The organism is Bifidobacterium apicola, assembly GCF_042846865.1.
Lineage (GTDB): Bacteria > Actinomycetota > Actinomycetes > Actinomycetales > Bifidobacteriaceae > Bombiscardovia > Bombiscardovia apicola.
Genome location: NZ_BAAFQQ010000001.1, coordinates 684,658 through 706,370, shown reverse-complemented (window position 1 = coordinate 706,370; position 21,713 = coordinate 684,658). Strand labels below are relative to the sequence as shown.

Below are 21,713 nucleotides of genomic sequence, written 5' to 3'. Positions count from 1 at the left end.
TCCTTTCAGCCTCCCGCCGACACTGCCGAACCAGTGGTCTTCGGGGCCCGTAGACGGACCATGCCAGACCCTATTCTTGAAGCTATGAGCAAGCAGCCGCCGTTGGATCCGCAAGAGGCCATGGAACAGATAGGCGACCTTATCGGCGATCGGCTCCGGGACGAGAAGGGTCGGTCCACCCGGGCCCTGGTGGTGGCCGGTCCTCCCCGCAGCGGCAAAACCAGTCTGGCCACCCGTGCCCTGCTGATCGGCATGGAACGGTTCGGCGACGGTGCGAGCATGGCTGTATCAGGTCGGACCGCGGCTGATCAGGTCAGCCGCAGGGTCATTCTGGAGCGGGGCAGGTCCGACCGAACCAGACCTGTGGGCACCCTGCAGGCCCTGGCCTTTCGTCTGTTGACACGGTCACGGCTGTCCCAGGGCAGACATGATCCGCTTCTGCCCCGACTGCTCAACGGCGCTGAAGAGGATGCCCTGCTTCGACAGGTCATGGCCGTCCATCTGGAGCATGTGCAGGCTGGTGACGACTGCGCGGTCTGCAGGCTTCTGGAACGATACTTCCGCAACGAGGGAGGCTGGTCGGCCGTCTTGGTCGGCGATAGTCAGGGACGGGTCGTAGGGGTTGCTGACAGATTCATCGCTCAGCTGCGGGATATGTTCGCCCGCATGACGGAATTAGGCCTCGACAGGGGGGATCGGGATCAGCTTCTGGACGCCTTGGCCGTCCAGCCCATCGACCCCGACCGCCGCGACCGGCTGGGTCTGCAGTGGCGGCTGGCTTTCGCCCTGGAGGATGAATACCGCCAGAGCATCGCCAAGAGCTATCCGGACGAATTCCGTCTGGACTCCTCCATGCTTATGATCGAAGCCTCCCGCAACTTGGGTGGCTTGTCTGGCGACGATTTGCCCGACCTGCTGGTCGTGGATGACTGGCAGGACATCACCCTGGCCGGTATGGGCCTGCTGCAGGGCCTGAACCAGGCAGGCTGCAGACTCCTTCTGGTGGGCAACCCCGACCAGTCGGTCCAGTCTTTCCGTGGTTCCTACCCGGAGTTTCTGTCCAACCGCCTGACAGCCCTGTCCAAGCCCATGCCGGGTGCCGCTGCCCCCCTTCTGGCCCCGGACTTCGCCTGTCTGGGCGCTGCCGCCGTGACCCTGAAATCACGGAGGATGGTGGTTCCGGAAGCGGACCAAGACCATGCTGAAAGCGATCAGGGTTCCTATGCCGATCTGGTGGCTGCTAGGGTCAGCCTGGGCATCGCCGGGATTGAGGATAACGACACCCCCTTGCCTGACAGGCCCGGCAAACTGCCTGCCTGGCCCGGCGCCGGGCCGGTAGCGCCTCTGACCGCTGGCGACAGTCTGATTCGGGATGGCAGCGTGCAGACCAGGCTTTTCCACACCCCTGACCAGGAGGATGATGACCTGGTCTGGCAGATCAAGCATGAGTTCCTGGCCAACGAACGCGACTGGAACGACATGGCTGTCATTGCACACGACAACCTGACCCTGCGTACCCTGGGCCGCAAGCTGCGTGTTCAAGGCGTGCCGGTGCGCTTCTCTTCGGTGACCCGTCCGCTCAGCCAGGAGCCTGCCATCCAGGGTCTCTTCGCCTTGGTCGAGCTGGCCCAATCGGTAATTGATCCTGACGTTGCCGGAAGCGATCCTGGCGATCCTGCCCAGGTGGCCGCCTGGATTCGTTCGCGTCTGCGCACGCTGATGGCTGGCCCCCTCTTCCGGGTCCCCGCCGCAGCCGCCCGTGCAGAGCGTCCCGTCAGGATGGAACGCCTGGAGTCCATCATGGAGACCATGGCCGCATTGGCCCCTCTTTCCGGCCAGCGGGGGAGCGAGGCGGACTCATCAGGCTCCTTGGCCGACCTGCCGCTCTTGGGACAGGCCTGGCGGAGCTGGGTGGAGGACCTGGCCCAGCGGCGGGCTCAGCGGGACCGTTCGTCCGGTATCAGCGTCGATGACTCCCTGTTGGCTGGGAACGACTCCTCCGGGCCAGGGGGCGGATCAGCTTCCTTCTTTAATGCCTCAGCCCTCGATCAGCCGGTGGATCTTGGCGACCGGGATGCTCAACGGCCAGCCATTCTCTCCGTTCAGGCTCTGGAGACCCTGCTGGTACTGGATCCGGATGGCCGATCCTCGGGAATTATCTTGGAGGCTATGACGGCTATTGCCGGAGGCCGCCGGGAGGATCCTGATGTCCAGGTCCTGGACAAGGCCTTGCAGGTTCTGCGTCTGACGGCCACACGCATCAGCGCCCTGGAGGACCGTCAGCCCCAATACGTGCTCTGGGAGGCCTGGCGAAGTCTGAACCTGGCCGACGACTGGCAGCGGCGGGCCCTTATGGCCACCCAGGAGGGCGAAGAGGCCAACGATCGTCTGGACGCGCTCATGCGACTCTTTCAGTACGCGGCTGGCTCACGTCGTTTCCCCACAGTCGAGGCTTTCATGGACCAGGTGCGTACCATGCAGATCGAGGCTGACTCTCTGGCGCGGATCGGGCCCATCGAGCATGCCGTCACTCTGACCACGCCTGCCGGCGCTGCTGCCCTGGCCACTGACTGGCCCCTGGTCTGGCTGCCTGCCGTCCAGGACGGGGTATGGCCCAATCTGGTTCCCCGCGACACCATGTTCGGGGCCGAGGAGCTGGCTGACCTGGTCCTGCACGATCGCATCGGCGACCCCCTGGCCGACACGCTCAGCCATGATCCGGCCCTGCGCTCCATTCTCTACGCCGAGAAGAAGGGTTTTCTGGAGGCGCTGACCCGGGCACGGACCCAGGTGCGCATCAGTGCGGTCTGGAACGATGATCTGGTTCCTTCGGATTTTCTCTACGGCTATCTGCCCGAACGCTATCCGCGCACCGCCGACATGAGCCAGGCCGAGTTCAGCATGGTCGGCGCTGGCTTAGGCGACAGTGAGCGCTACGGGGGGCTGGAAGTATCCGCAAGAGGTTTGACAGCGGCCGCCCGGTCCATTCTGGCTGTCCAGGCGCTGCTCCCGGAGGATCAGATCGACCGTGAACGAGTGGACGATGCTGTGCAAACCCTGCGGCTGCTGGCCGACCAGGGCCAGGATTCGGCTGATCCCAGGCATTGGCCCTTCATCTATGACCAGTCGGCAGTGGATCAGGATGTCGCAGACCGACAGTCCACGGTTGGGCCGGCCTCGGACCGGCATGCCTCAGATGAACAGTCCGCAGTCGGGCAAGTCCCGGATGAAGGGGCTTCGGCTGAACAGGCTACCGGGTCAAGGGCCGTAGCCGCCGCCTCAGGTGTCGCATCGGTTGCTGAAAGGGACCATGCCTCCTACTCCGCACCTGCTTGCGTCAATCAAGCCACGCAGGCTGGTCGAACCTACGACCGTGACAACCGCCGTGAGCACCGCCATGAACGACGAACCGACCGCCAGGTGGTCCTACTTTCGCCTTCGGCTGTTGATGCCATCTGGAACTGTCCCCTGGAGTGGGCCCTAGCAGACCAGTTCTCCGGACCCTCTCCCTCCAGGGTGCCCACTGAGTTCGGCTCGCTGATCCACAAGGTGGCCAGCGAGGGCACAGCCCAGGGTCTGGACCGTCCTAGCGAGGGCAACCCAGATGCTCGCCAACAGCAGGTGCGAGATGCGCTCCTGGACATCTACCAGCAGCTGGCTCCCCGGGAACAGCGCCTGCGGGATCCTGACGAACTCTATGACCAGCGCGGCCGCAGCAGCCGGGTGGGATCCATTCTGGACAACCTGGCCTCTTATTTCGTTCGCTCCTCAGAGCCGGAATACGGCCTAGGGGGCAAGAATCCGGTCCCGGTCGGCGACCTGCTGGGCGTGCAGAGCGAACGCTCCTTCGACGTCAGCTTGTCTGTGGAGGATCTGGTCCCTCTTTGGCGGGCCGCTTTCCCGGACAGGCCTCTGGATGCTGATGGGCTCTTTGCCCTGATGTCCGGCCTGGTCGACGGCTTCCCCGCAGCCCTGGATGCCGGGACGACGGTCAGACTGACCGGTCGTATCGACCGTCTGGAGGTCAGGTCCCTGCCCGAGGGCATCCGTCTGCGACTGGTGGACTACAAGACCGGCAGAGTCCCCTATACCCAGGGGCAGCTCTTCAACGATCTGCAGTTGATCTGCTATCAGTTGGGACTGGCCTTCCCGCCCACGCCTGGCAGCAGCCCGGAGGTGGGTGCGGCCTGGAGCCTGCCCCAGGCTCCCGATCTGGACAGGACCGAAGGAATGAAGCTGAGCCAATCCCTGCTCCTGCAGCTGCAGAGCCCGCCCAAGGATGCTCAAACGGGGCTGCGCCGGGAGGAGATGGCCTACCAGCCGCCCCTATTCGAGCGTGACAGGCTGGTCACTATTGCCCAGCCCAGAACCGGCATGCCCTCGCCGCTCAAGTCCAAGGCCGAGCCTGCGGACCTGCCGGATCAGGTTCCGCCCGGGGTGGATGCGGACCTGTGGGCCGTGGTTCGAGCCGACCGGGCCTCCTCTCAGGCTGTATGGGGGCTGACCATGATAGCCAGGGTCTTCTTTGCTGCCGGGGTCAAACTGACGGCTGGCCGGGATGATGCGGTCTTCGACCCTGCCCGTTGCCATCGGGCCGGCAATGGGCAGGAATGCCAGGCATGGCAACTGGTGGCGCCCAATCTACTGGAGGATCAGGAATGAAGCAGACTGCCGAACAGTCCGCCATCGTCGATGCGGATGTCAATGAGGATCTTCTGGTGGTGGCCGGCGCCGGCTCGGGCAAGACCATGACCATGACCAGCCGGATCATCGCCCTGATCCGCCGGGGGGTGCCCTCCGAGCAGATTCTGGGGTTGACCTTCACCCGCAAGGCCGCATCCGAACTCCAATCCAGGGTGGGGGCGGCGGTCATCCGACGCGACCAGGGCAGAGGCGCTTCGGCTGTGGACCCTGAACGTAACTTCCTCAAACCGACCGTGTCCACCTATGACGCCTTCTTCCAGTCCATCGTGCGCCAGTACGGTCTGCTGGTGGGCATGGACCAGGACACCCGTCCACTGAGTTCGGCAGGGGCCTATCAGCTGGCTTCACAGGTGGTCGCCGACCATCTGGATCTGATCTTTCCCGCTGGCTCCTCGGCGCAGGATGGCGAATCCGACGACCTGGGCTCTGCGACCTTCTCGACGACCGTCAACCGGGTCCTGGGGCTGACCGGAGCGGTGACCACCTCCATGATCAGCAGCGACTGCCCTGATTTCGACCAGGCCGTGGAGCGGATCCGTGCCTGGGACCGCGCCTTTGTGGATCGTGCAGACCAGCTCATTGGTGACCAGCCCGTGCCGGACGCAGAGCCCACAGTCAGCTTGTCGCCGCCCAAGCGCAGCAAGAAGGAGACCGACGAGCACTTTCAGGGCAAAATCAAGGCATTTCGAGACAAACGTCAGAGCATCCGCCTCTACCGGGTGGATGCCATGCGACGGGCCGTGCTGACGCGCGAGAAACTGCTGACCCTGGTCCAGGACTACCAGCGGGCCAAGCGCCAGGCCAATATGGCCGAGTTCGGCGACTTCACCCTGGCCGCCTTCCAGCTGGTCGACCGTTTCCCCTCCATCAGTGCCCAGCTGCGACGCCGCTACAGCCACGTCTTTCTGGATGAATACCAGGACACCTCCACCACCCAGGCCCTGCTCCTGGCAGCCATCTTCCATCCGCAGCGCCTTAAGAAGAACCAGGGGAGCGCGGACCAAGCTCCTGGCAGGTCGGCCGTGACCGCCGTAGGCGACCCCTTCCAGTCCATATACGCCTGGCGTGGTGCCAGCCCCGGGGCCTTCCGCACCTTCCAGGCCCAATTCGGCATGCTGGCCGATCGACCCGCATCCGGCAGCGGTCCCCTGTCTGGCGTGACCGCCTTTGGGCGCTCGCAGGACCAGGACCCGCTGACGCTGTCGCGCACCTTCCGCAACTCCAGCTGGGTGCTCAAGGCTGCCAACCAGCTGACCATCCCCTTGCGCCATCGAGGCCAGGAGAGCCGGTCCGAAGCGGAACTGCGCGAGGTGGACGTGGCCAGGCTCCGTCCCCGTGAGGATGCCGACCCGGGCACTGTGGGCCTCTTGGGCTACAGCACCGGCGGCCAGGAGATCGACGGCGTGGTCAGGTTCGCCCTCAGGGCCTGCGAGCTCTATGGCAATCAGGGCGACGCGCCGCACGTAGCCGTCCTCTTCCGTTCCAAGGCCGCCCTTCCCAGGTACCGCGAGGCTCTGGAGGCTGCAGGGCTGAGCTGTCAGGTCGTCGGGTACTCCTCCCTCTTTGACCGGCCCGAGGTCATGGATCTTAGAGCCCTACTCTCCCTGATCTGCGACCATACCGACAGTGATTCCCTGATGCGTCTGCTGGCCTCGGCCCGGTTCGGCATGGACGCGGCCGACCTGAGCGCTCTGGCCTCCCTGGCTGCCAGGGTCAATGAGGACAGCCAGTACCGGGCTCTTGTCCGTGCCGGACTGGTCGAGTCCGACCCTGATCCGCGCCGCCGTCGCGAGAATCTGCACCGTTACCGTGACCAGGTTCCCAATGATGTCTTCCTGGTGGACCTGCTTTTGCGCGACGACCTGCCAGACCTCTTGAAGAGTTCGGGGCTATCTGCCAGGGGACGGGTCCTGGCCGTCGAGGCCGCCAGGGTCATCTGCCAGGTCCAAGCCGAGTCCTCGGCCCCCCTGCGCCAGGTGGTTGTCGCTGCCATCCGTGCTCTGGACCTGGACGTGGACCTGGTGCTGGCCCGGTCCCTGGCTAATCCTGAACGTCCTCTGGAGCCCAGCCAGGCCAAGGCGGGCATCCAGGCCCTGCTGGACCAAGTGGATGTCTACCTGTCTGAGCTGCCCCAAGGCTTGGGGCCCAGCCTGCGCGGGTTCGTCTCCTGGCTGTCATCCCTGGACCAGAGTCCCGAAATGCCTACTGACGGGGACGACCGCCATGCCGATGTGGCCCTGATGACCGTCCACCAGGCCAAGGGACTGGAGTGGGATGCCGTGGCGGTGGTCGGGCTGAAGCGAGGAGCTTTCCCTAGCAGCCAGGGCGATCGGCTCACCGTCAAGCCCGCTGTGGACCAGCCGGTGGTCCAATCCCCGGATGGCCCGGTCTACCAGTACAACTGCACGGCCCGTACCTGGCTGGTCGATCCCCAGTCCGTGCCGGTGCCGGTGCGGGCTGATGCCATGATTCTGCCCCGCTTTCCCCACGACGCCCCCTTGGGCGCTGACCCTGAAGACCTGCTGGGTCGGCTGGACCTGGCGGGCCTGGAGGAGGAGGCCATGGGCCTGTCTCGCGAGAGCGGACTGGACGACCAGGCCCGCCCGGTCCATGCCGATGCCATCGCCCCCTCCCAGCGCGAGCAGTACGGCCGTAGGCTGCTGGACGACGAGCGACGGCTGATCTATGTGGCGGCGACCAGGGCCCGGCATGACCTGCTGCTGACCTTCAGCCAGGATTCCCAGGCGGAGTCTGCGGCCCTGAACACGCCAGCTCCAGACCCGGATAAGGCCTCCAACTTCTGGACCGAGCTGGCGGAGCTTTTCCAGGAAGAGCCCGATGCGGTCAAGCTGGAGCCGGCAGAGGATGCGCAGGAGGGCGAACCAACGCCGCCCTTGGGGCTCTTTGTCGGTGAGCATGCCCAGTCCTATCGCCAGGCCATTGTCGACCGCGTCCTGGAAGAAGTGGATCAGGTCGCCGCCCGTGACGGCGAACGTGACCAGGCGCTTTGGCCTCCAATGCTGAGTGCGCGCACACGCCAGGCCCTGGATCGCTCGGCCGCCTGGGTGCGCGCCGGGGAACCGGGCGACCCCGCAGTTGATGAGGAGGGCGATGACGGGCTCTACGCCAATGCGGTCCGCATCCTGCAGGTCAGCACTGGTCGTCTAGGGGTAGCTGACGACCAGCTGCTCACGGACCTGGATCTGCTGCGGCGCACCGGCCGACGGATCCTGGGGCATGGGGCTAGCAGCGTCACCGCAATCCAGGCTGGTTCGGCAGGTGGCGACCCCAAGATGGAGAGGGATTACTGGCAGGGGCTGGTCAGACCCATACCCCAGGTGGCCTCCCCGCAGGCCGAGGCAGGCACCCGCTTCCACGACTGGGCCAGGCGCTTCATCCTGCCCGAAATTTCCGACCCTCAAGGACTGGTGGACCTGCCCGATCAGGCGGAATCGCCGAATCTGCTCGATGGTCCGCTGGGTCCCGGGGCCATGGCTGAGCGGGCGCGCATGTTGGCCGGGCTTGACCAGGAACGGGAGTCCCTGGATTCCCAGGCCGATCCCGTTCAGGCCCGTCTGCTGACCTGGGAGCAGCGGCTGGCTGATTCTGACTGGGCCCAGCGCACCCCCGTCTGGGTGGAACGGCCCATCGTGGCGGTGCTGGCAGGCCAGATTGTCAAGGGCAAGCTGGATGCCGTCTTCGCAGGCGGACTGGACCCTGATCGCCCGGATCTGCGCTACACCATTGTGGACTGGAAGACCGGATCCCGACCGCACGGAGAGGAGTCGACCAACCGCCGTCTGGTCCAGCTGGACTTCTACCGGCTGCTCCTGTCACGCTTGCAGGGTATCGGCCTGTCGGCCATCGACGCCTGCCTTTATTATGTAAGCGAAGACCGGCCCCAGGATCGACTCATCAGGGCCCGTGCCAGGACCGAAGAAGAAATTCTCGCATCCCTGGCCGAGGGTATACCAGAGCAGTCGGACGAGGACTGAGTCTGCGGCAGACCCCGCCAGACAAGGGCGATGGGTGCCGCCCATCAGCAATCATGAACAGCAGGCGATCGGCGGACGGCCAGTGGGCGTCGTGGGGCCGGGCACGCCCGAATGGAGCAATGAGACAGATGACAACGTCCAGTATTCACAACCAGGCCTCCCGGCGGAGGGGGAGGGTGGAAATACGACCCATGGTCTGGGCGGATATGCCCGACCTGGTGGGGACTTTCGACGCTACTTGGAAGGTGCAGGAGGATCCCGAGGGCACCGTGTCCCGGCTGAGCGCCGCCCACTTCATCCTGCACTACCTGGTGGGTGTCACCAGGGCCCGGATAGCTGTCGATGGGCAGAACTTTCTGGGAGTAACCCTGCTGGCCGATGGACGTGGCGAGCTGTGCTTCCCCCAGGCCCAAGAGGAGCTGGAGCGAGTGGACCAGCAGCTGGATGCCACACCACTGGGCGCACAGACCCTGGACCGGGCCCGCCAGTGGCAGCTGACCGAGGTCAAGCTGGAGAAGCAGTGCGGTCTGGCCGTCCCGCCCCAGGCTGAACTGAGGCTCTTCCTGGTCTCCAGCCGTGCCCGGGGGCGCGGCGTGGGCGGTGCCTTATGGCGTGACAACCTGGAGCATATGGACCAGGTAGGCATTGAGCGCTTCTACCTGCATACGGACTCCTCCTGCGATGTGGGCTTCTACGACCATCAGCGCATGGAGCGGCTGGCCGAGCTCAAAGGGCGGGACCATGCGGCCTTCGCCGGGCGCAATCCTTCCGATGATCCGCAGTTTTTCGAGGGGATCGACGACATCTTCATCTACGGAGGTCGTGTGAGCGACCAGCTGGGCAAGGACGGTGACCGTGGCGGCCGCTAAATCCCCCTTCCTGCGTCTGTTCACCTACCCGGGCGCCGCCGGCTTCTGCCTGTCTGCCGTTCTGGCCCGTCTGCCCCTGGGCATGATGGGTCTGGGCATCGTGCTGGCCTTGAACCACATCTATGACAACTGGACCTCGGCCGGTCTGATGAGTGCCGTCTACACGCTCTGCGCAGCCCTGGTCACCCCCTTCTACGCCCGTCTGTTCGACCGGTTCGGCCAGCGTCGGGTTGGGGTGACTGCCCTGATTGTGCAGGCTCTGGCCATTCTGGGGTTCGCTGTAGGAGCCATGCGCCGGGTTCCTCTGGGAGTGCTTTTCGTCTTGGCGGCCCTGATGGGCCTGACCCAGTTCGCCTTCGGGGCCTTGGTGCGCACCCGCTGGGCCTGGGTGCTGCGCGAGGACAAGACCAATCTGCTCAACACGGCCTACGCCCTGGAGTCAGGTCTGGACGAGTGCGTCTTCATCCTGGGGCCGATTCTTTCCGCCTACTTGGCCACCTCGGTCAGCCCGGTCTCCCAGCTCTACCTGCCCGCCCTGGCCCTGCTGATCGGGGGACTGACCTTCTTTGCCATGCGTTCCACCGAGCCCCCAGCCGTCGTTCGCGTGGAGGCCGTCGACCAGTCTGCGGCGGATCATTCCCCGGTGGATGCCCATGGGGATGTCCTGTCAAGCGATGCTGAAAGCCACCAGGGTTCACGCTCGGCTCTGGTCTATCCGGGCATCCTGCTGCTGGTCGTGATCTTCGTCGTCTTCAACATGAGCTTTTCGGCTGTTGATGTCTCGGTGACCGCTCTGACCAAATCCATGGGCCGTGAGGGTGCTGTGGGCCTGCAGCTGGCTCTGTTCGCCCTAGGGTCCCTGTGCGGGGCGCTGATCTTCGGTTCGGTCAGACTCAAAGGATCCCGTTGGCGCTATCTGACGACCTTCCTGGTGCTGCTGACCCTGGGATATGTGGTCTTCCGCCTGGTCATGGACAACCTGGTCCTGTTGGGTCTGGCCGAGGTGCTGACCGGCCTGTGCGTCTCACCCATCTTCGCTACCGGCAACCTGATTGTGCGCGAAAATGTGGACGCTCGGGCCCTGACCGAGGGGCTCTCCTGGCTGTCCACCGGCGGATCCATCGGCACCTCTCTGGGATCCACTCTGGCCGGGGTCGCCCTGGATCAGTTCGGGCCCCACGGCGGCATGACTATTCCGGCGGTGGTCACCTGCTGCGCTGTCCCTCTGGCCCTGCTGGGCTGGGCCAGGAGTCGCAGGAGGGGTATGGTCGTGAAAAAGACCGAAAATACACAGTGAAATGAACAGTCGAGAAGGAGGCAGCCGATGATCCGCGTATCGGTGCTTGGTGCAGGCGGACGCATGGGAACCGAGGTGGTGCGTGCTCTGAAGGACGCGCAGGATATGCAGACGGCCCTGCTGCTGGGTCCGAATGATGACCCGGCTGCCATCAATCCGAGCAACACGGATGTGGCGGTCGACTTCACCAGCCCCGATGCCGTCCTGGACAATGCCCTGACCCTGATAGAGCAAGGGGTCCACTCCGTCATCGGCACCACCGGGTGGACCAAGGGGCGTCTGGACCAGGTCAGGCAGGCCCTGGACGGGCATCCTGGGCTCAGCGTCTTCATCGCTCCCAACTTCGCCATCTCTGCAGTGCTTGCCGACCGGTTCGCAGCCATGGCGGCCCGCTACTTCGAGTCGGCCGAGGTGGTAGAGATGCACCATCCCGACAAGGTCGACGCGCCTTCCGGCACGGCTCTGGGGACCGCTTCCGCCATCGCCGAAGCCCGTCGTCAGGCTGGCATGGGCCCCATGCCCGACGCGACCCAGCAGCCTGATCCTTCCCGGGGCCGGGTGGTTGACGGTGTCCATGTCCATGCCGTCCGTCTGCGCGGGCTCAACGCCCATGAGGAGATTCTCATGGGCAACCCTGGTGAGCAGCTGACCATCCGAGCGGACAGCTTCGAACGTGTCTCATTCATGCCTGGAGTCCTCCTGGCCGTACGCCGAGCCGGTAGCATTCCCGGGCTGACCGTGGGCCTGGACCACTACCTGTTCTGATATTCGCAAGAGCGTCCCTTTCTGCAAGTAGCGTGAAGATATGACTGAGACTGGTGCCCATCTGCTCCCTCCTGCCCCATTTGGCCGGGTGATCCCCGCCATGGTCACGCCTATGAATAAAGACGGATCCGTGAATTACGGTGCAGCCGCCGACCTGGCCCGCACCTTGGTGGCCGATGGGGCCGACGGCATCCTGGTCAACGGCACAACAGGCGAGTCTCCCGTCACCCACATGGAGGAAAAGGTCAATCTGGTCAGGGCCGTCAAGGATGCTGTCGATGTGCCAGTCATCTCTGGAGCGGGTTCCAACGACACGGCGCACACGGTACGCATGGTGGAGATGATCCAGGAGGCAGGGGCCGATGCCCTGCTGGTGGTCATGCCTTACTATTCGCGGCCCTCCCAGGATGGGGTAGTGGCCCACTTCCGTTCGGTCTGCCGGTCGGCTCAGCGACCGATCATTCTCTACGATGTGCCTGGACGGACCGGTCTGCGCGTGGAGCTGGATACCTACCGGAGGCTGGCCGAGCTGGACGGGGTAACAGCCGTCAAGGATGCCACAGGCGACCTGGCCTCCATGCCTCGCAAACGCCAGGAGACCGGCCTGACCTGGTATTCAGGCGACGACGGTCTCTACCTGCCCTTCCTGGCCCTAGGCGCGGTCGGCATCATTTCGGTTATCGCCCATGTAGCCTCCGGACCTATGAAGCGCCTGGCCGATGAATTCGATGCCGGTGACCTGGATGGCGCAAGGGATTTGGCTGCACGTCTGGACCCGCTGGTCCAGGCTCTGAATGGCCAGGGTCAGCAGGCTGTCATGGCCAAGGCTGCTCTGAAGGCGGCCGGTAGACTGGATCAGACCGCCATGAGGCTGCCCAATCTGGGTCCCGATGAGGATCAGGTGGCTCTTGCCCGAAAGGGCATGAAGGCTGCCAGACTGATCTGAACTACTCAGGCTGAGCAGCGTCTGGTGGGTCCTCCGAAGTATCGCAAGGGTTCCATGCGTATTGTTCCGCTGGGTGGTTTGGGTGAGATCGGCCGTAATATGAATGTGGTCGAGTATGATGGTCATATTCTGCTGATTGACTGCGGGGTGCTGTTTCCGGAGGAGGAGCAGCCGGGGGTGGATTTGATTCTGCCTGGTTTCAGTTATATCAAGGGCAAGCTGGATCAGGTGGATGCTCTGGTGTTGACGCATGGGCATGAGGATCATATCGGGGGTGTGCCTTATTTGCTGAAGCTGCGTCCTGATATTCCTTTGATTGGTTCGAAGCTGACTTTGGGGTTTGTGGATGCCAAGTGCGAGGAGCATCATCTCAGGCCCACCGAGGTGGAGGTCAAGGCTCTTTGTGCTGCATGATGCTGCCTCGATCAGGCAGCACAAAGAGCCCCAGCGCCAGTGCGGCCAAGGCCGCCACCAAGAAGAGCACCACTCCCGCCCAGCAGGGCTGGACACACCCTGCTGTTCACGACGGCCACCGGGCGCAAAGAGCCTCCTGCTCGTACAGGTACGCGGATGATGCGGCCCCTTTGCCCAAAATGCGGGTATAGCGATAGCCCGGCAGATGTGGTGCCGATATCGGCGGGGATCAGGAAGGCTGTCGTGTTATAAAAGCCGATATATTCGCAATTTTTTGGATTCGACAGCTATCTTGAATAGGCGAAATCCGCGGTCCGTGATACGCTTGCTCCTGATTGTTGGTTGAAAAACAGCGATTGTTTTTGGTGGTTTGTATCAACTGATTTATCGTATGGAAGGAAATGTTATGGCAAATGTATCGGTTACTTATGGTGATTTGGACGGCGCTGTCAGCGATCTGAAGAATGGGCACGATACACTCGTTTCCGAATTGAATGCCTTGAAGAACAAGATTGATGCCCTTGTTGCAAGCGGGTTCGTGACGGACCGTGCCTCTGGCGCTTTCCAGCAGTCTTATGAGGAATTCACCAAAGGAGCCACTCAGACTGTCGATGGTCTGGACGGCATGGAGGACTTCCTGAACAAGACCAAGCAGTCACTGAGTGATCTGGATAGCCAGCTGGCCAGTTCTTTGCAATAGGTCTTCTGTCTGCGAGGGAAATATGCGCCTTTGACGCCTGCGAGAGTGTTGACAGGCGGGGCACAGTTGCTCAAGACGTGTATAGGTGCATTTTGGCGATCTTGTCTTTAAGGCACACCATCGCAGGCGATGGAGCTGTTTAGGCTTATTGCGGCTCCTTCTGGCCAGTCACGATCAGGAGGAACCGCAACTGTCTCTCTCCAATGACTCGTAGTTGTGCTACGAGAATCAGCCTGTCGGATGTGTGTTTGCCAGCGGAATAAGCGAGCCTGGATTGCCGGACTGCGATATTCGCGTGCACGCGTCCTCCGCAGAAATCAGAAACCGTGTTGAGGCTTGAGGGGGGCTTGATTCTGCATTGATATCGGGATCGGGACTGTGGCTGATTCTTGAACAATGCGGTTTCTTTTACGAAGTCGATCAATGACTCAAAACACGTGCAATGGCTGGAGAGAGATGTGGTTGCTGAGAATACGGTAATCGGCGGGCGGTATCGTATCTTGACGCAGATAGGCAGGGGCGGAATGTCCACCGTCTATCTTGCACTGGATACATCACTGAACAAGCAATGGGCTGTTAAGGAGATCAGGCAAGTAACCGATCCCGTGAAGCGGGACATGATCATCAAGAGCATCACCGTTGAAGCCAATATGATCAAGCGCTTGGACCATCCATCTATTCCTCGGATTGTTGATCTGATCGATGACCATGGCACGCTGTATGTCGTCATGGACTATGTTGAGGGCCGGACGCTCGCGGATATCCTTAAAAACGAGGGGCCGCAGCCTGAAGACCGTGTAGCTGATTGGGGCATCCAGCTATGCGATGCACTTGACTACCTGCACCGCCGGAACCCCCCGGTCATTTACCGGGACATGAAGCCATCGAACGTGATGGTAACCCCAAGCGGAGCCATCAAACTGATAGATTTTGGCATTGCCATTGAAATGGGAGCGGATGATGACCGGTCCTCACTGATCGGGGACGACAGGCAGCTGGGCACGCAAGGCTACGGTGCTCCCGAGCAATTCAGCGAAACAGGTCGCGTGGATCAGCGCACCGACATTTTTGCTTTGGGCGCGACACTATACAACCTGCTGACAGGCGTACGCCCGCGTTCCGGATCATTCAAACCAATCCGGGACATCGTTCCCTCCTTGTCTGCTGGCCTTGAAGAGATCATATCTGTCGCGACTCAGACAAACCCCGAATCAAGATTCCAGAACTGTGCTCAGATGGCTTATGCATTGAGACATTACAGGGAGGTTGACGAGGTTCATCGTCAAGCGCTCACCAGGAAATGGCATGCGTTCATCGCTGTCATAATCGCTTCAGTGGTCTGTTTTGCGCTTTCGGCATGTTCGCTGGGCATGGCGTATAGAACGCGCAACGGCGACTTCAGTTATTGGATGGACCAAGCCTCCCAGACAACGGTCAGCGCTAGAGCCGAGAACGACTTTGTCCATGCTGCCTCCATCAAACCGGACTCAGTCGACCCGTATATCGGGTTGATCAGTTTGTATAAGGCAGACGGTGCATTCGATCCAAAAGAGGAGCGCACATTCAATGCTGTGATCACAGAGCACAGCAATTCTCTGCGTAAACATTCCGAGGACTGGTCGAGACTGTGTTATGAAACAGGAAAGCTGTATTGGTACTACTTCAAGGTGCCCGAAGAAGCCAAAACAGCCTCAGGCTCATCTATGACGGATCAGGAATCAATGAGGATGGAACGCATCAGGGCGGCCTCTCCCTGGATGCACGAGGCAGCCAAGAGCAAGGACCACAAGAAGGCAGAACTTGCGGATATCTACGCAGGCATAGCGGATTTCAACACGCAAATCGTTCCACTCATCAATGAGGGATCGGATGCCGGCAAATACAAGCCGTATGCAAGGCGCTTGCAACAATTGCTGGATGCTTCCCGCCAGGAAAGCAATGATGTTATTCGATTGGAAACCGCCAATCTGACGATGGACGCCTTGCAGATCTTTCCAAGGAAGTTCAGGGCGGATGGCATCAGCAAGGATCAGATGAACACCTTGGCGGATCGGTCTGTCTCCTTGGCTGCCTCGGTAACCCCTACGACTGCGTTGCTTGATGAGAGAAAAAACGAGGCCAATGAATCCTCAAAACGGGTGCGCGCCGTTATAGACAACGCCTTTGTGGATATCAAGGGGGATAAGCAATGAACACCTGGTCCTGGAGAATGCTGGCACTGGTATTGCTGGCGGTTGCCCTGGTTCTGGCCGTTGCCGCGATTGTGCTCTATAAGGTCCTGCATATACGCCAGGTGCGGGATGCCCTTACTGGCCGTAGCGCGGCTACTGAAATTGAACGGATGCGCACAGCCAGGGCGGGTACATGGGCAATGGCCGGCTCACAACCGCAGGCTGATGATCTGAGTTTCAACCCAGGAATTGGGAATAGTCAGGATTTTGCCTCCCCCAGCCAGCATCCGGTTGAATTCGTGGTGCATTCGACCGATGCCTCATCGGAATCCGGGCAAATGAGCGCTCAATCATCAGGGGTTGAGGATGATGAGCAGCAGACCTCTCTGGTTGGCCATGGGCATGCTGATACCAGCGCTCGCGATGATGAGGCCCAAACCACGCTTGCAGAAAGGTTTTGACACCATGGTGGAGCCTGTAAAAAGCGCTAAGGCGATAAAGGCCTTTTGTTGCATGATGAGTTTTTCGGTTCTGTTCTGTCTCGCCTTGCTCGTATGGCAGCTATTGCTCCCCACCCGTGCCTTTGCGGCGGAGATGACGAGCGCCAAGGACCGCATATCCGTATCGATGACTTATCGGCAGATGAAGCCCGAAGATGACCTTACAGACGGAAAAACATGGATTGCCGCAGGGCCGCGTTCTGTTACGATGACCATCACTCCGCGTTCGGCGGATGGCGTCGATTGGCAATCTTCAAACGATGGCTCGCTGGCAATCGAAGGCATCGGCCTCTCCGGCAGCGGATCATGCCCAGTCCTGCAAAGCGACGATTCCGGACAAGGGCCTTCCCGGACCTATACGCTTAGATACAGCGATGGCGGGGGCAGCTCCCATGATGGTCAGGACTATTCACTGGCCAATTGTCGGCTGAAATTCAGCTATACATTAACCTCGGACAATGAAAACGGGAAGGCCAAAAGCCTCAGCGGAACCTTTTCGGAAACGCTCAGTTCTATAGGTATGGTTGCGGTCGATAGCGAAGGCAAGGATATCGATTTCGCTCAACACCCCAATTCCATAATCGTGGATTCAACATCTGACAGAAGCCTCAGACTATGGGTATCCGGAGCTCCGAAGGCCGACCCGCTTTCTGGCTATTTCAGCAACGTTGACACAGTGTCTCTTTCGTCACGCGACCCCTGGCTGGACCGTATAGTCAACATTGCCCTCAACAATCACAAGAAGGCCAATTCCCAGGCCGATTTTGCCCCAATGACCATAAGTCGGACTCCTCCGCATAACCAGGCCGATGACCCCAATCATCAGCCTCCTGTCAGCTTCTCTTGCGGGCGTCCCGCCTCATATTCGCAAAGAAGTGCTCGAATCGGCCAGGGCCATGGGGATCACTCTGGGGTCTGGAAGGTGCTCAACCAATCATGTAAAGCCGATATGAACAGGCTGCCGTACAATGCCAATGCCCGTTATGAGGCCCGCATACAAGAGGACCTCGCCCGCTACCTGCATTCAGCGGATGCCGGGCAGGATCACAACCACCTTTCATTCATTTATGACACTGAAAAGCCTATGCTGACCTCAGCCAGCTATTTGTCCCACGGTCTTGAAGCACACCCTGGAGATGATGATTTCCCCGTTTCCGACGGAGTCATGGCCTTCAGGGATCGCGTCATCAGGCTGAGGGCCAAGGATGTTCTTCCATCCAGACCAACCCTCGATCCCAGTGGCGGCCAACACTACCCGCCGCGAGTCAGGAATGATGGTCCCAGCGATCCCATTGCCTCCGGCTTGGGAAGGCTTATCTTGAACGGAAGCCGTTATGACGGTGTAGACAGTCGAGGCAATCCCCGAACTCCGGTTCCGTTGAAACAGTGTTCTGCTGATACCGGCGTTCGGGACGATGGCGGCTGTGATTACTCCGTCTCCACAGGTTCTGATGAACAGGGCGAATACTATGACGTGGATTTCCGATCCTCCGGATATTACGATTTCAGCGCCATAAGGGCCAAAGTCGTTGATAAGGCTGGCAATGAAGATGACTTCTTCCTCCTCAAAAGCGGGCAGGCGGATCGCTCCAAGGCTCCCAGCACGGATGCAATGATCGGCAGACTTCTGATTGATGTCAGCTATGAAACGCTCGGGGAGCCCAGGATCGCGGTTTCGAGTCGTTCCCCCGACGCTCCCCGAAAGCCAGGCGCTGTGCCTCCTGCCCCTTCTGGCAGTGGCCTGGACAGGTATTATTTCAATTCAGATGTTCGCTTGGCCGTGCAGACCAAAGACCAGTATTTGGCCTACTACCTCCGTGCGCTGGCCAATGATCCCCGCAGAAATGTCGGCGTATTGAAGTATTGGCGCGATGATCTGCCAAATGGGCCCAACGAGGCCAAGACGGCCTGCAAGGTGGAGGAATCCAACATAACCGAGGATCGCAGCGAAAGCTGGACGTGGAGTCTGACCTGTGCAGACAGTGTCGGACAGGTCAATGGAGCCAGCGGGTCCTATCCGGCCAATGGCAAATACACCTTTATGCTCAATACGGATATTATGCCTGGTTGGTTCACTTCCTCAAGGACTCAGTTCGGTATCGATACCAGTGCTCCTGTGGCAGATGGATTTGAGGGTCCGCGTGGTGACGGATTGAAGATAATCCACAGATTCCCTATCGAGGGTTCCCATAAGACCATTGTGACCAGTCCCGGGGAAAATCAGATCCGGTTCAGGGTTCAGGATCTTCTGCCAAAGGAGCAGAGGGGCGCTGATAAAGTCCCAGGAGCCTCGCAGGAGGGAGCATCAGGTATTGCCGGGGATTGCGCTGCGGGCACTTGCCATGGCACGGTCCGGATTTCCATGCCTGCCCCAACCGATTTGCAGGGCAATGCCATAGGCGATTCTGCCGCAAGGAACATGACTATACCGGTGGATGAATCCGGCTGGTTCACGATTGACCTGAAAGACGAAGGTTTATACGATCTGTCGAAAATCGTGCTGACCGCCACTGATTGGGCAGAGCATCCGGTTAGCAGCGGTGATGGTGACCGGGCGCGGAATGTGCTGAAAGTCAGCCTCGACGAGTTGGTCAACAAGTATCCTGATGCCGCAGGCTTCAATGAAGCCTACGATGCTTTGGTGATCGACAACCCGCAGAACAAGCGGACGGCCGAGATAATACTCAGACAGGCCGAGTCCAATCCCGCTTCTACGGATCCTGCGTACTACTTCAGAGGCGAAGCTCTTGTCGACTTCAAAGTGAAAGACAAGTGGTTCCCTCTGTATCAGGCTGTCGATAACGAGAGCAATCAGAATTTCTTCCATGGCTCCGTCAGCCCGGCCGCTCCGACAGCATTTCCCGCAGTGTCGTTCGAACCTGATGCCTGGGTTTCTGACTCCGCGAGTCCGGACACCTGGGTGCTCCGAGGATATCGGGTTCCCCGCTCTTCCGCCAACCCGAACAGTCCCCATGAGGGGGTTTATGAGTTGGCGGTATCCTATGCTGGCCTGCAGTGCGACAGCAGCCGGTTCGCTGCCGCCCAGCGTAAATTCGTCATTGACTACACAGGCCCCCAGCTGGGCAGTCTTCACTTATCAGCGACCACCCCCCATCATTGGCAATGGATATTCCCTGCATCGCCCCTGCATGTGTCCTTGGACGGTGTCAAAGACCAAGTCTCCGGTGTAGATGCGAAGACCGCGTCCTTCACGGATTACCAGGGGGATGAGGCAACTCCTATGCTTGGGTATGACCCCTGGCTGGCCCGTCAGGATGCGCAGACCCCTGAATCCACCTTGCGATTCGAATCTGATGAGGTCATTGCTTTCGACATGAACGCCGACAGCCAGCGTCTTAGGTTTGATGCCACATCGATAGCCGTCAAGGATTTAGCCGGCAACCCCTCATCGACTCATGCGCTGAATTCATATGGCGACAATCGAAGCGACATAGTCAACGATGCCCAGGGATATGAGGGGGCCGCCCTCGATCTTGCCGGTCCGAAGATCACTGTGTCCTATGACAACAATGATGTCAGAAACGGCAAGTATTACAAGGCCAAGAGGGTGGCCACCATTGTTGTTGATGAGTCGAACTTTGATTTCATAAAGGCGAAGGACGACAGGCGCATCATCGTCGAATCACGTGTTGATGGTCGCAGGGCCCGACTTGCCGCCAAGGATTTTTCCAACCCAAGCGGCGATAAGCACACTTATCTGGCAAAGCTGGCCTGTGAGAGCGATGGAGATTGGACCGTCGATGCCTCGCTGACAGACCCAGGCGAGCACCAAGGGATGGCATTCCATGACGAATTCGTCATCGATACAACCAGGCCGGTGCTCTCGCTGAAATTCGACAACAATGACTCTAGAAACGGCATGTACTATAAGGCCCCCAGGATGGCCACGATCGAGCTGGTGGAGCGTAATTTCAGCAAAGGGGAATCGACGGTAACGACATCGGCCAAGGATGACGCCGGCCATGAGGTTCCGGCACCTGCGGGCGATGGCTGGTCGTATGCAGGAGATTCCAAGAAGCACACCCTGGTCCAGCAGGTATCGTTCAAGGGCGAGTACCATTACACGCTTGAGGCCAACGCCACGGATTTGGCAGGAAACACTGCGGAGGCCGTGAAGGAGCCGGAATTCGTCATCGATATGACCAAGCCCGATCTGCATATCGAAAAGGTGGAGGACAAGACAGCATATGCGGGTACAGTGGCGCCCCGAATACAGGTCAATGACACGAATATGGATCAGAGCCGAACGACCTATGCGCTTGTCGGGGACAGGCGGGGCAAGGTCAAATCCGCGGATATGGACCCGGAAGAGCATGAGGAAGATAACGCCCGAACAGTCGATATCCCTGATTTCAAGCGCAAGGTGGCAACCGACGATGTGTACACGCTGACCGCAACAAGCGAAGACATGGCCGGTAATTCCACATCGGTGAGCAAGACCTTCTCGGTTAACAGGTTCGGCTCGACCTACCTGTTTTCAGCGGGAACGTCCTCGATCAGGGGTGCATATTTGAAGAAGGCTGTGCCTGTCGCAGTCACCGAGCTGAATGTCAGCGGCATTGATTGGGGCAAGTCAGCCATCAGGCTGGCCAAGGACGGAAGCATCCATGCTGTTCCCGGATCCGATTATCGGATTGTCGACGATAGCGACAACGGGTGGAGCAAACGAACCTATGAAATTCCTGCCAGGGTATTTAGGGGCGACGGCTACTACCGCCTGATGCTCACCTCCACTGATCGAGCAGGGAATCTGTCAGAGAATACCATGCAGCACAAGGATGCGAAGCGCAAGGGGGATGCCTCGGTGAACTTCGCAGTGGATTCGCAAGCTCCAACAGCCTCGGCTCTGGGCGTTGCCTCCAACAGAGTGTACTATGGGCAACGGCATAGTGTGGGCATAGATGCCAAGGATAACATGAAAGTGCGCTCCGCTCGGATTGATGTGGATGACAGGACACAGGGACGGTGGTCTGGCGATGAGCTTCTCAGAGGCACGCAGTCCATTGATCTGCCGGCGGATGCTCATGAGCACACGGTGACAGTCAGGACCGAAGATGCGGCGGGCAACATATCCTCGACTACCTATCAGGGTGTGGTCGTCGCTTCAGACTGGTGGCAGTACATACGTGAGAATGGATTGCTTTTTGTGCTGGTCATCTGCCTCGGAATTCTCATGGTGCTGGCGGCTCTCATCCTTGCGGCTCTGATCGTCAGGCACCGTGCGGAAATGGCTTATAGGCGCAATCCATTTGGCAGGCAGGAGCGGTGAGCCTTGAAAGGCCTTGTCAATATTCATGATGCCCGGTCGCAGGCTCGGTTTACGGCCTACTT

General features: G+C 60.4%; 10 protein-coding genes and 1 pseudogene. All 11 read left to right on the top strand.

The window, feature by feature from the left end; genetic code table 11:
- The first annotated feature begins 84 nt into the window (after positions 1-84).
- The gene (locus ACGG9J_RS03030) at positions 85-4,662 is read left to right on the top strand and encodes a PD-(D/E)XK nuclease family protein (protein WP_390133496.1); all 4,578 of its coding nucleotides are present in this window, start codon (positions 85-87) and stop codon (positions 4,660-4,662) included.
- Complete coding sequence (locus tag ACGG9J_RS03025) at positions 4,659-8,699, top strand: ATP-dependent DNA helicase (protein WP_390133494.1); 4,041 nt, start codon at positions 4,659-4,661, stop codon at positions 8,697-8,699. The genes ACGG9J_RS03030 and ACGG9J_RS03025 overlap by 4 nt, the downstream gene beginning before the upstream one ends.
- 119 nt (positions 8,700-8,818) lie before the next feature.
- Positions 8,819-9,568 carry a GNAT family N-acetyltransferase gene (locus tag ACGG9J_RS03020; protein WP_390133491.1) on the top strand — a complete coding sequence of 250 codons (750 nt, stop codon included), beginning with the start codon at positions 8,819-8,821 and terminating at the stop codon, positions 9,566-9,568.
- Complete coding sequence (locus ACGG9J_RS03015) at positions 9,555-10,865, top strand: MFS transporter (protein WP_390133489.1); 1,311 nt, start codon at positions 9,555-9,557, stop codon at positions 10,863-10,865. The genes ACGG9J_RS03020 and ACGG9J_RS03015 overlap by 14 nt, the downstream gene beginning before the upstream one ends.
- 27 nt (positions 10,866-10,892) lie before the next feature.
- A complete protein-coding gene (gene dapB, locus ACGG9J_RS03010; RefSeq protein ID WP_390133487.1) occupies positions 10,893-11,630 on the top strand; it encodes a 4-hydroxy-tetrahydrodipicolinate reductase in 738 nt (245 codons plus the stop codon).
- Positions 11,631-11,670: 40 nt separating this feature from the next.
- Positions 11,671-12,576 carry a 4-hydroxy-tetrahydrodipicolinate synthase gene (gene dapA / locus ACGG9J_RS03005; RefSeq protein WP_390133485.1) on the top strand — a complete coding sequence of 302 codons (906 nt, stop codon included), beginning with the start codon at positions 11,671-11,673 and terminating at the stop codon, positions 12,574-12,576.
- A gap of 54 nt (positions 12,577-12,630) precedes the next feature.
- Positions 12,631-12,969, top strand: a pseudogene (locus tag ACGG9J_RS03000) (MBL fold metallo-hydrolase); the annotation flags it as partial.
- Positions 12,970-13,396: 427 nt separating this feature from the next.
- The gene (locus ACGG9J_RS02995) at positions 13,397-13,690 is read left to right on the top strand and encodes a WXG100 family type VII secretion target (protein ID WP_390133483.1); all 294 of its coding nucleotides are present in this window, start codon (positions 13,397-13,399) and stop codon (positions 13,688-13,690) included.
- A 389-nt stretch (positions 13,691-14,079) separates the two neighbouring features.
- Positions 14,080-15,882: a serine/threonine protein kinase gene (locus ACGG9J_RS02990; protein ID WP_390133482.1), complete on the top strand. Its 1,803-nt coding sequence runs from the start codon at positions 14,080-14,082 to the stop codon at positions 15,880-15,882.
- Positions 15,879-16,322 (top strand): hypothetical protein, encoded by a 444-nt coding sequence (locus ACGG9J_RS02985; protein ID WP_390133480.1) that lies wholly within the window; start codon positions 15,879-15,881, stop codon positions 16,320-16,322. The genes ACGG9J_RS02990 and ACGG9J_RS02985 overlap by 4 nt, the downstream gene beginning before the upstream one ends.
- Before the next feature lie 715 nt (positions 16,323-17,037).
- Positions 17,038-21,651 (top strand): Ig-like domain-containing protein, encoded by a 4,614-nt coding sequence (locus ACGG9J_RS02980; RefSeq protein ID WP_390133478.1) that lies wholly within the window; start codon positions 17,038-17,040, stop codon positions 21,649-21,651.
- Positions 21,652-21,713: the final 62 nt, after the last annotated feature.